At 65.5% G+C, this 10403-nt stretch carries 10 protein-coding genes; 5 read left to right on the top strand and 5 right to left on the bottom strand.

What is annotated here, in order from left to right; translation table 11 throughout:
* Position 1: 1 nt before the first annotated feature.
* The 3 genes from cobG to ung all read right to left on the bottom strand — a co-directional run bounded on the left by cobG (position 2) and on the right by ung (position 3075).
* Positions 2 to 1366, bottom strand: a complete 1365-nt coding sequence (gene cobG, locus N181_RS06180) for a precorrin-3B synthase (protein ID WP_037394047.1) — start codon at positions 1364 to 1366, stop codon at positions 2 to 4.
* A 122-nt stretch (positions 1367 to 1488) separates the two neighbouring features.
* Positions 1489 to 2259 carry a precorrin-6A synthase (deacetylating) gene (gene cobF / locus N181_RS06175; protein ID WP_037394044.1) on the bottom strand — a complete coding sequence of 257 codons (771 nt, stop codon included), beginning with the start codon at positions 2257 to 2259 and terminating at the stop codon, positions 1489 to 1491.
* A 90-nt stretch (positions 2260 to 2349) separates the two neighbouring features.
* Positions 2350 to 3075: a uracil-DNA glycosylase gene (ung, locus tag N181_RS06170; protein WP_037394042.1), complete on the bottom strand. Its 726-nt coding sequence runs from the start codon at positions 3073 to 3075 to the stop codon at positions 2350 to 2352.
* Between the two features lie 195 nt (positions 3076 to 3270).
* Between ung and modA the strand changes: the two genes are divergently transcribed.
* The 3 genes from modA to modC all read left to right on the top strand — a co-directional run bounded on the left by modA (position 3271) and on the right by modC (position 5931).
* Entirely contained in the window at positions 3271 to 4074 is an 804-nt protein-coding gene (gene modA / locus N181_RS06165) for a molybdate ABC transporter substrate-binding protein (protein WP_037394104.1), read from the top strand.
* A gap of 100 nt (positions 4075 to 4174) precedes the next feature.
* Positions 4175 to 4867 (top strand): molybdate ABC transporter permease subunit, encoded by a 693-nt coding sequence (gene modB, locus N181_RS06160; protein WP_174839372.1) that lies wholly within the window; start codon positions 4175 to 4177, stop codon positions 4865 to 4867.
* Positions 4864 to 5931 (top strand): molybdenum ABC transporter ATP-binding protein, encoded by a 1068-nt coding sequence (modC, locus tag N181_RS06155; protein WP_037394039.1) that lies wholly within the window; start codon positions 4864 to 4866, stop codon positions 5929 to 5931. Before modB ends, modC begins: the two co-directional genes overlap by 4 nt.
* On the opposite strand, the gene N181_RS06150 is transcribed toward modC, so the two are convergent.
* Entirely contained in the window at positions 5928 to 6338 is a 411-nt protein-coding gene (locus tag N181_RS06150; protein WP_050984025.1) for a winged helix-turn-helix domain-containing protein, read from the bottom strand. The two genes, modC and N181_RS06150, sit on opposite strands and share 4 nt — an antisense overlap.
* Positions 6339 to 6383: 45 nt before the next feature.
* Positions 6384 to 7121 carry an SDR family oxidoreductase gene (locus N181_RS06145; RefSeq protein WP_037394036.1) on the bottom strand — a complete coding sequence of 246 codons (738 nt, stop codon included), beginning with the start codon at positions 7119 to 7121 and terminating at the stop codon, positions 6384 to 6386.
* Positions 7122 to 7486: 365 nt separating this feature from the next.
* On the opposite strand from N181_RS06145, the gene N181_RS06140 reads away from it, so the two are divergent.
* On the top strand, positions 7487 to 8818 hold the full coding sequence (locus tag N181_RS06140) for an NAD(P)/FAD-dependent oxidoreductase (RefSeq protein ID WP_037394033.1): 1332 nt from the start codon (positions 7487 to 7489) through the stop codon (positions 8816 to 8818).
* 351 nt (positions 8819 to 9169) lie between these two features.
* Positions 9170 to 10402: a 3-methyl-2-oxobutanoate dehydrogenase (2-methylpropanoyl-transferring) subunit alpha gene (locus N181_RS06135; RefSeq protein ID WP_060563298.1), complete on the top strand. Its 1233-nt coding sequence runs from the start codon at positions 9170 to 9172 to the stop codon at positions 10400 to 10402.
* Position 10403: the final 1 nt, after the last annotated feature.

Genomic DNA, 10403 nt, shown 5'->3' with positions numbered 1-10403 from the left:
TCTATCCCTGTTCAAACGCGGCGACGATGCGCGCGGTCCCGAGCCGTGTAAGACAGGAGAGCGCCGATTCGCCAGCGTCTTTGTTTTCCCGCACCAGCGCGTTGAGCCCGGCCAGCGCGGTTCCTATTCCGTTTTCATCCCTGTAGGCGCTCGGCGCGACGCAAGCAGTGCCATTTACGACAAGCGCATATCCTGATGGCGCACCGACCAGCGTCAGGCGAGACACCGTGGGCCTGGCGCATCCCTTGGTGCAGCCGGAGAGATGAATCGTGAGCGAGCCGTCGAGAAGCTCGGCGCCGACTTCGACCAATAGCCTGGCCGCCGCCTTGGTGTCCATCAGCGCCGAGGCGCAGGCAAGCCCGGCGCAGGTCGCGATGTGATTGCGCGAATCGTCGGCGGCGACCAGGAAGCCGTGGGAAAGTGCGATGCCTTGAGCGACAACCGCCGCCTCGCTCGATAGACCGAGGACGAGGATGCCATGGCGCGGCGCGAGGCGGATTTCCGTCGCGCCCAGTTCCTCGGCGCGGTGCAGAAAGGCAATGAGGTCGGCGCTGTCGGTCTGGGCAAAAGCGAGGGCGATACCGAGCACGATGCGATCGTCGCCGAAATCGTGAATGCCCGCCGGCAAGAATGGCAGGGCGCCGCGCTCCGTCGGGAAGGCGCCGAGATCAGCGGAGAAGCGCTGCCGGATGCGATCCGCATCGAGGTCCCGGCCGCGTGCGGCGGCACCAAGGCCATCGAGTTCCGCCAGGATTTCCATCACAGCGGGGACAACCCGTTCGGTCTCCAGCAGCGCAACGGACCGTTCCGGGCGCGCCGAGCCACCGAGCGATAACAGCCAGCGAAGGCCATTGTCGCTCATCAACGCTTCAAGCCGCAGGTCGGCCGCAACGTCCCGCAGGTGGAAGCGGCCACGCCCATCGATAACGATCGACAATTTCGGCGCGAGCGCAAGCGCCGGGCGCCGGTCGGCAATCGCAGCGCGCAGGGCCGCGGCCAGCGGCCGAGGATCGGCGATTTCGCCCGGATCGAACCCGGCAAGCGGCGGCGTTTCGATCGCGACCCCGGTCGCAACGGCAATTCCCGCCTCGCCGATCGCGGCCGCAAGGGCCGGAACGCTTGATGCGGTCAGGCCGCGGACCTGCAGGTTTCCCCGAGCGGTTACTTCGATGATTCCGCTGCCGCAGGCCGCGGCCGCTCTGGCCAGCGCTCGAACCTGGGCGGGCGTCAGACCATCGGTCGCCGGACGCAGCCGCACGAGCAGACCATCTCCCGTCTGCATCGGCGCGGCGAGCGACGGACAGGCGCCGCGGCGCATCGATTGGCCGGGCTCCGTTTGTGACCTGGGCGCAGCGCAGCTCGTCATCCTGTTCCAATATCCTCGGGGCACATTGCGGCCTCACACTCCGCATCTGTGACAGAGCCTATATCACAGCCGCCTTCTTTGAGAGAGATCAAAGCCTAGCCAAATCGTGCCGGTTCGAGCGGCTACTCGTCGAAGTCCGCACCCTTGCGCAGAAGATAGATGTCCATGATCCAGCCCATGCGCTCGCGCGCCTCGGCCCTCGCCTTCAGGATGTCTTCCTTCACGTCGGCGAGACGGCCGGAAATGACGATTTCATCCGGCGTACCGAGATAGGCGCCCCAATAGATCTCGGCATCCGGATCATCGATCTTGTGGAAGGCCTGTTCGCCGTCGAGCATGACGACAGCCGTCTCGCTTTTCTGCGGGAAGCTTTCGGCCAGCCGGCGGCCGGTGGTGATCTCGACGGGCTTGCCGACGAGGTTGAGCGGGATGCGATGGCTGGCGCAGAGCGCCTGAAGGCTGGTGATGCCGGGGATCACCCCGAAGTCGAAGGCCAGCTGGCCCCGTGCGCGGACCCTTTCGACGATGCGGATGGTGCTGTCATAGAGCATCGGATCGCCCCAGACGAGGAAGGCGCCGCTCTGCCCCTCCGCAAGCTCGCCCTCGAGCAGCGCCTCGTAGGTCGCGGCGATGCTCGCATGCCAATCATCGACGCTTTGAACGTAGCTGCGTCCCTCGGTGCGGCGGACCGGCACGGCGAACTCGACGGTGCGGCTGTCGCTGCGCGTCACGTAGCGGGCGCAGATTTCGCGGCGCACTTCGGCAAGCTCCGTCTTCTTCGCCCCCTTGGTCGGGATGAACAGCACATCGGCGCGGTTCAGCGCGTTGATCGCCTGAACCGTGATGTGTTCGGGATTGCCCGCCCCGATGCCGATGATCAGGATATGCCGCATGCCGTCTCTCCCGCTACGCGTCGGCCAGTCTTTGGCGGATCGGCACCGGCGGCGCAAGGTCCATTGGCGACGGGAGACGCGCCGAGGGCGTCAGCAGGGCGCCGCGGTCTGCCGATCGACGGCGAGAGGCGGATCGTCCGGCAGCCGCCAATCGATCGGATCGAGGCCCTTCGACTGCAGGAAGGCATTGGCCTTCGAAAAATGCTTGCAGCCGAGGAAGCCTGAATGCGCCGAGAGCGGCGACGGATGCGGCGCGGTCAGCACCAGGTGCCGGGAGCGATCGACGAAGGCCGCTTTCTTCTGCGCGTAAGAGCCCCAGAGCATGAAGACGACCGGCTGCGCCTGCTCGTTGACGGCGCGGATGACCGCGTCGGTAAAGCGTTCCCAGCCCTTGCCCTGATGCGAAGCCGCCCGGCCCCGCTCGACCGTCAGCACGCTGTTCAGGAGCAGCACGCCCTGGCGCGCCCAGCTTTCAAGGAAGCCGTGCCGGGCCGGTGGAATGCCGAGGTCGTCGCGAAGCTCCTTGTAGATGTTGACGAGCGACGGCGGGGTGCGCACCCCCGGCTGCACGCTGAAGCAAAGCCCGTGCGCCTGGCCGTCGCCATGGTAGGGATCCTGGCCGAGGATGACGACCCGGACCTTGTCGAGCGGCGTCAGGTCGAGCGCCCGGAAATACTCGCCACCCCTTGGAAAGGTCTGCCGGCCCTGCTGCTTCTCGTCCAGCAGAAAGCGCTTGAGATCGGCCATGTAGCCGTGCCGGAATTCCGGCGTCAGCACGGCCTTCCAGCTCTCCTCCAGCCTGATCGTCGCATCCATGGATTCGCCTCGCGTCGTTCCGCCTCGGAATTTAGACCCATGAGCGCCCATCGCAAGCACCCGCGCTGTATTTGTCCCTTCAGTTCACCGCTTTGATTACCCCAGTCGCGGAGCATTGTATTTCTTCGGATATAGCGCTAACGAAGACCGAGAACCGTTATATCCTGATAAATATCACGAGAAATGGAGACAGGCATGTTCAAGGGACGGAGAGAGTGGCTGAAGGGTTTCGGCCTGACGGGTTTGGTGCTGGCGCTCGGCATGACTTTCGCGGGCGCCCTAGGCGCACCCGCTCAGGGGGAGGAGAAGGTCACGATCTTCGCTGCGGCGAGCCTGAAGAATGCGCTCGACGCGATCAACGCCAATTGGAAGGAGGAATCCGGCAAGGAGACAACCGCCTCCTACGCGGCAAGCTCGGCGCTCGCAAAACAGATCGAACAGGGCGCCCCTGCGGATATCTTCATCTCGGCCGATCTCGCCTGGATGGACTACCTTGCCGAAAAGAAGCTGATCAAGGCCGATACTCGCTCCAACCTGCTCGGCAACCGCATCGTCCTCGTCTCCGCCAAGACGGACGCCGACCCTGTCGAGATCAAGCCTGGCCTCGATCTCGCTATTCTCCTCGGCGACGGGCGGCTGGCGATGGGCGCCGTCGATTCGGTGCCGGCCGGCAAATACGGCAAGGCGGCGCTCGAAAAGCTCGGCATCTGGCCGACGGTCGCCGAGAAGGTCGCCGGAGCCGAAAGCGTACGCGCCGCCCTCCTTCTCGTCTCGCGCGGCGAGGCACCCTATGGCATCGTCTACAAGACCGACGCAGCGGCCGATCCGGGCGTGAAGGTGGTCGGAACCTTCCCGGAAGACAGCCATCCGCCGATCATCTACCCGATCGCGATCACCACTGACAGCAAGAATGCGGACGCCGACGCCTATCTCGAATTCGTCAAGTCGCCCAAGGCCGCGGCGCTTTTCGAGACACAAGGATTCATCGTCCTCGAATAAGGGCCTTGCGCCACCGGCCGCAGACCGGGCAGAACGTGTTCGCGTCGGTCATGTAACGACGCGGCACCTCATGCAATGCGGGAGCACGAACTTGGACTGGATGGCTCTGAGCGACGCGGAATGGACGGCCGTCCGCTTGAGCCTGCGCGTCGCGACCGTCGCGATGCTTTCGAGCCTGCCATTTGCACTTCTCGCCGCCATGGCGCTTGCGCGCGGGCGCTTCTGGGGTAAGTCAGTGCTGAACGGCCTCGTCCACATGCCGCTGATCCTGCCGCCAGTGGTCACCGGCTTCGTGCTGCTTATCCTGTTCGGGCGCCGCGGCCCGATCGGTGCCTTTCTCGCCGACAACTTCGGCCTTGTCTTCTCCTTCCGCTGGACGGGCGCCGCACTCGCCTGCGCCGTCATGGGCTTCCCGCTGATGGTGCGCAGCATCCGGCTGTCGATCGAAGCGGTCGACCGCAAGCTGGAGGATGCCGCAGCGACGCTCGGGGCAAATCCTGCTTGGGTGTTCCTGACCGTGACCCTGCCGTTGATCCTCCCCGGCATCGTCGCCGGCATGATCCTCTCCTTCGCCAAGGCGATGGGCGAGTTCGGCGCGACGATCACCTTCGTCTCGAACATCCCCGGCGAGACGCAGACACTGTCCGCCGCGATCTACAGCTTCACCCAGGTTCCGGGCGGCGATGCGGGCGCCATGCGGCTCGCCATCATCTCGATCGTCATCTCGATGGCGGCGCTGATGCTGTCGGAATCCCTTGCCGCCGCCGCGGCGCGACGGACGGTCGCCGCATGAGCCTCGAGGTCGAAGCGCGCCACCGGATCGGCTCTTTCGTGATAGACGCCGCCTTCCGCTCGGAGGGCGGCGTGACGGCGCTTTTCGGCCGTTCCGGCTCCGGCAAGACGTCGCTGATCAACATCATCGCCGGACTTCTGAGGCCCGATGCCGGCCGCCTCCTGCTCGATGGCGACCTCATCGCCGACAGCGAAAAGCGGCTCTTCACCCCCATCCACCGCCGGCGCTTCGGCTACGTGTTCCAGGAAGCCCGGCTCTTTCCGCATTTGAGCGTCCGCAGGAATCTCGCCTATGGGCGCTGGTTCGCCAATGCAGGCAAGTCCGCCTCCGAGTTCGCCAAGGTCATCGAGATGCTCGGCATCGGGGATCTGCTCGAGCGGCGCCCCTCGACACTCTCGGGCGGCGAGCGCCAGCGCGTCGCGGTCGGCCGGGCGCTGCTTGCCGCACCGCGGCTGCTGCTGATGGACGAGCCGCTCGCCGCGCTCGACGAGGCGAGAAAGGCGGAGATCCTGCCCTATCTGGAGCGTCTCCGCGACGAGACGAAGGTACCGATCGTCTATGTCAGCCATTCCGTCGCGGAGGTGGCGCGGCTGGCAGAGCGCGTCGTGGTGGTCGAAAACGGTCGGGTCAAGGCATCCGGCACGGCCGCCGCCATTCTCAGCCGGCCGGCGGACGCGATCGAGCGGCGCGAGACCGGCGCACTGATCGAAGGCGTGGTCGACAGCCATGACGTCGGGCATAGGCTGACGGTGTTGCGGGCGGGCGAATGCCTGATCCGCATACCGCATCTCGTCACGGCACCGGGCCAGCGGCTCCGTGTCTACATCGCCGGACGTGACGTGATGCTCGCCACGACGAGGCCGGAAGGGATCAGCGCCCTCAACGTCCTTCAGGGAACGATCGTCGATCTTTCAAGGACCCAGGAGGGCAGCGTCGACGTGCGCGTCGATTGCGGCGGCACCATCATCGTCGCCCGCATCACCGCCCTCTCCCGCGAGGCACTCGGGCTCGAGCCGGGCAAGCCCGTGCACGCCATCATCAAGACCGTGGCGCTGGATTATTAGGACGGTTGCGCAGACCGTTTCGCAGATGAAGCATCCGTCTGGTGCTGCGCTTCGTTGGAACGCATCGCCTCGAGCCAGTCGAGGTCGTCGGCGATCGCGGCGCGGGCCTTCGCTTCCATCCCCCTGAAGCGCTCGATCAGCGTTTCGCCGAATGCGGTGAGCGCGGCGCCCCCACCTTGCCTGCCGCCGCGCTGCGACTCGACCGCAGGCTCCTGGAACATCCGATTGAGCGCATCGACCAGCAGCCAGGCGCGCCGGTAGGACATGTCCATGGCGCGACCGGCAGCGGAGATCGACCCGGTCTCGCGGATCAGTTCGAGAAGCATGATCTTGCCGCGCCCGAGGCGATCCTCGGGCGGGAAATCGATGCGCAGGACGGGGCGAAGCTCGGTGTCGGCTTTAGGCATGCGCCGCAGCATAGAGATTGCGGCAGAGGACGGAAAGACCCGCGTTCAGAGGCTCATGCCACCGTCGACGACATGCACTTGGCCGGTCGTATAAGCCGAGACGTCACTGGCGAGATAAACGGCGAGCGCGGCGATTTCCTCGGGCATGCCGAGTCGACCCATCGGCTGTCGGGCGATGAAGGCGGCACGCGCCTCCTCGTAATTGCCCTGCGCCCGCATCCGTTCCTCGAGCGACGGCGATTGCACGGTGCCCGGGGCGATCGCATTGCAGCGAATGCCTTTGCCGATGTAGTCGAGCGCTACCGACTTGGTCAGGCCGATGACCGCCGCCTTGCTGGCGGAATAGGCGAAGCGGTTCGGCACACCCATCGGCACGCCGGCGACCGACGACATGTTGATGATCGAGCCGCCGCCCTTTTCGAGCATGCCCGGCAGGAAGGCACGGATCATCCGGAACATCGATTTGACGTTGAGGTCGAAGGCGAAATCATAGTCCTTCTCGCTCGTCTCCAGGATCGTGCCGGCATGGACGAAGCCGGCACAGTTGAAGAGGACGTCGACCGCACCGGTGCGCGCCGCAAAATCGGCGATCGCCGCTTCGCTCAAGACGTCGAGCTTTGCCACCGCGATGCCCCCGGCGGCGAGTTCCTTAAGCTTGTCCTCGTTGATGTCGGTCGCGATGACCGAGGCCCCTTCCCGGCCGAACGCTTCGGCTGCCGCACGGCCGATACCCTGTGCAGCGGCCGTGACCACAGCGCGCTTGCCTGCCAGAAGTCCGCTCATTGTCTGCCTCATCGCTACTGCATGAGTCCTTAAATCGGAATCGATTTAAGGACTCATGCAGCATTTCAAAGTGCTACAGCGACCTTAGCGCGTCCGATTGGACGCGCGGCGCTGTAGCGGTGAAATTCGTCAGCGTTGGCGCACGCGGCGTCTCGCCTCTGGCTCCCAACAGACATCGAAGCCCACCCGACTGTCAAGACGTCAATTCGTATTTTTATCGGCAAAAGACAGAATATGCAAATCGCCCATGCGGAACCGCTGCCGATCGGAGAGCTGTGAATGACAGAGGAAGCGGCCGCGTGCACCCTTGATCCCGACAGCCAATCAATGCAGCGATAGCCTCTTCTGCCATTGCGAGGAACGCGATGCCCGGCCCCGCCCTTGATCCCGTCGTCACAGACCAGTCGCTGCCACGCAAAGCCGATGTCGTCATCATCGGCGGCGGCATCATCGGCGTCAGCACGGCGCTTTTCCTCGCCGAGCGCGGCGTCAAGGTGGTGCTCTGCGAGAAGGGCGCCCTCGGCGGCGAGCAATCGAGCCGCAACTGGGGCTGGGTGCGGGTCATGGGTCGCGACCGGCGCGAGATCCCGCTGGCGATCGCCGCGCTGAAGATCTGGGACACGCTCGATCAGCGTGTCGGCGGCGAGACCGGATTTCGCCGCAGCGGCATCCTCTACATCTCGGAAACGGAACAGGATATCGCCAATCGCGACGCCTGGCTGACACTTGCCAAACCGCATGGCGTCGACAGCCGGCAGGTCGGTCCGGACGAAACCGACGTTCTGATGGCCGGCGCCGCAATGCGTTACCAGGGCGCACTCTACACGCCGAGCGACGGCAGGGCCGAGCCGCAGAAGGCGGTGCCGGCAATCGCGGCAGGAGCCCGTCGCGCCGGCGCGACGCTCGTCACCGGTTGCGCCGTGCGCGGCGTCGAAAAAAGCGGCGGACGGGTGAGCGCGGTCATTACCGAGCGGGGCCGCATCGAAACGGCGACCGTCGTGCTTGCCGGCGGCGCCTGGTCGCGGCTCTTCTGCAAGGGCCTCGGCATCCGCCTGCCGCAACTGAAGGTGCGCAACACGGTGCTCAGAACCGCACCCGTCGAAGGCGGGCCGGATGGCGCTGGCGCCACGTCGACCTATGCCTATAGAAAGCGCCTCGACGGCGGCTATACGATCGCTACCGCCGGTGTGAACCTGCATTCGCTCGTCCCCGACAGCCTCGCCTTCTTCCGTGACTTCCGACCGGTGCGGAGGGCCGACCCAGATTCGGTCCAAGTGGGCGTCAACGCCCAGAGCTGGCGCGAACTGTTCGAAATCACGCCCGTTCCGCTCGACCGCCCGGGCGCCTTCGAACGGCACCGGATTCTCGATCCGAAACCAGACCCCCGCCCCGTGCTGCGCGCCCTTGAGGAAGCAAGGCGGGCGCTTCCGGCGCTGCGACAGGTCGAGCCGGCCCAGATCTGGGCGGGCCTGATCGATGTCACCCCCGATGTGGTGCCGATCATTTCCCACGCGGAGACCGTGCCCGGCCTGGTGATCGCCACCGGCTTCTCCGGCCACGGCTTCGGCATCGGCCCCGGCGCCGGACATCTGGTGGCCGATCTTGTCACCGGAGACAGGCCGATCGTGGATCCCACCGAATTTCGCCTGTCGCGATTCTCGGACGGCACGCCGATCGAGATCGCACCGCCCGTCTGACGGCGCTTTTAGTCCGCCTTCCTCGGGGTAGTCGCGAAAGAAAATTACGTGCCGCCGGGGCACCGTCACGGCTCGGCGATCGACCCGGCGCGGGCGCCGGCACGAATCTGTCTTTCTTTGTCCGCGCACCCGTCTGCGCGCCGAAAACCCTTCATCAAACCCGGAAGTCGTGGCAGTCTGTGGCCATAACCCCTTGGGAGAACGAGGGTTGTCGACGGCCTTGTCGGCCCGGGGCGTAAGGTGCGCCCGCGGGCCATCGCCGTCGTGATCGACGTTGCATGACTGCGAGGCGCTTCGCTCAGCGGTTGATCAATGCTCGATGTGCAATCCGGAAGGGAGGCCGGTACCCGCATGGATGAATTCAGTCGACTGAGTCTGCATGTCCCCGAGCCGGCCGTCCGGCCCGGCGATCAGCCCGATTTCTCCAACGTCAAGATTCCGAAGGCGGGTTCCGTGCCGCGGCCCGAGGTCGACGTGGAGCCCGAGGCGATCCGCGATCTTGCCTATTCGATCATCCGGGTGCTGAACCGCGAGGGCGAGGCTGTCGGTCCTTGGGCCGGACTCCTCTCGGACGAGGAACTGCTGACCGGTCTTCGGCACATGATGCTGCTGCGCGCCTTCGACGCCCGCATGCTGATGGCGCAGCGCCAGGGCAAGACATCCTTCTACATGCAGCATCTCGGCGAGGAGGCGGTGAGCTGCGCCTTCCGCAGGGCGCTTCGCAAGGGCGACATGAATTTCCCGACCTACAGGCAGGCGGGGCTGCTGATCGCCGACGACTACCCGATGGTCGACATGATGAACCAGATCTTCTCGAACGAACTGGATCCCTGTCACGGACGGCAGTTGCCGGTCATGTACACCTCCAAGGAACACGGTTTCTTCACCATTTCCGGCAATCTCGCCACGCAATATGTCCAGGCGGTCGGCTGGGCCATGGCTTCGGCCATCAAGAACGACACGCGGATTGCCGCCGGCTGGATCGGCGACGGTTCGACGGCCGAGTCGGATTTCCATTCGTCGCTGGTTTTCGCCTCCACCTACAAGGCGCCGGTCATCCTTAACATCGTCAACAACCAGTGGGCGATCTCGACCTTCCAGGGCATCGCCCGCGGCGGCTCCGGCACCTTCGCGGCCCGTGGTTTGGGCTTCGGCATTCCGGCGCTGCGCGTCGACGGCAACGACTATCTCGCCGTCTACGCGGTCGCCCGCTGGGCGGCCAAGCGCGCCCGCCGCAATCTCGGCCCGACGCTCATCGAATACGTGACCTATCGTGTCGGCGCCCATTCGACCTCCGACGATCCGAGCGCCTACCGGCCGAAGACGGAATCGGAAGCCTGGCCGCTCGGCGACCCGGTGCTCAGGCTGAAGAAGCACCTGATCCTGCGCGGCGCCTGGTCGGATGAGCGCCATGCTCAGGCCGAAGCGGAGATCATGGATCAGGTCATCCAGGCCCAGAAGGAGGCCGAAAGCCACGGCACGCTGCATGCCGGCGGCAGGCCGTCGGTGCGCGACATTTTCGAGGGCGTCTATGCCGAGATGCCGCCGCATATCCGCCGCCAGCGGCAGAAGGCAGGGTACTGAC

It is taken from the genome of Sinorhizobium fredii USDA 205 (assembly GCF_001461695.1).
In the GTDB taxonomy this organism is placed as follows: Bacteria; Pseudomonadota; Alphaproteobacteria; order Rhizobiales; family Rhizobiaceae; genus Sinorhizobium; species Sinorhizobium fredii.
The sequence above is the reverse complement of the archived record's forward strand: the minus strand, read 5'-3'. Positions and strand labels throughout refer to the sequence as shown.

What these genes read in the sequence shown, in the direction of transcription:
- cobG (WP_037394047.1), bottom strand. Translation starts at nt 1,366, where the DNA reads ATGACGAGCTGCGCTGCGCCCAGGTCACAAACGGAGCCCGGCCAATCG.
- cobF (WP_037394044.1), bottom strand. Translation starts at nt 2,259, where the DNA reads ATGCGGCATATCCTGATCATCGGCATCGGGGCGGGCAATCCCGAACAC.
- ung (WP_037394042.1), bottom strand. Translation starts at nt 3,075, where the DNA reads ATGGATGCGACGATCAGGCTGGAGGAGAGCTGGAAGGCCGTGCTGACG.
- modA (WP_037394104.1), top strand. Translation starts at nt 3,271, where the DNA reads ATGTTCAAGGGACGGAGAGAGTGGCTGAAGGGTTTCGGCCTGACGGGT.
- modB (WP_174839372.1), top strand. Translation starts at nt 4,175, where the DNA reads ATGGCTCTGAGCGACGCGGAATGGACGGCCGTCCGCTTGAGCCTGCGC.
- modC (WP_037394039.1), top strand. Translation starts at nt 4,864, where the DNA reads ATGAGCCTCGAGGTCGAAGCGCGCCACCGGATCGGCTCTTTCGTGATA.
- N181_RS06150 (WP_050984025.1), bottom strand. Translation starts at nt 6,338, where the DNA reads ATGCCTAAAGCCGACACCGAGCTTCGCCCCGTCCTGCGCATCGATTTC.
- N181_RS06145 (WP_037394036.1), bottom strand. Translation starts at nt 7,121, where the DNA reads ATGAGCGGACTTCTGGCAGGCAAGCGCGCTGTGGTCACGGCCGCTGCA.
- N181_RS06140 (WP_037394033.1), top strand. Translation starts at nt 7,487, where the DNA reads ATGCCCGGCCCCGCCCTTGATCCCGTCGTCACAGACCAGTCGCTGCCA.
- N181_RS06135 (WP_060563298.1), top strand. Translation starts at nt 9,170, where the DNA reads ATGGATGAATTCAGTCGACTGAGTCTGCATGTCCCCGAGCCGGCCGTC.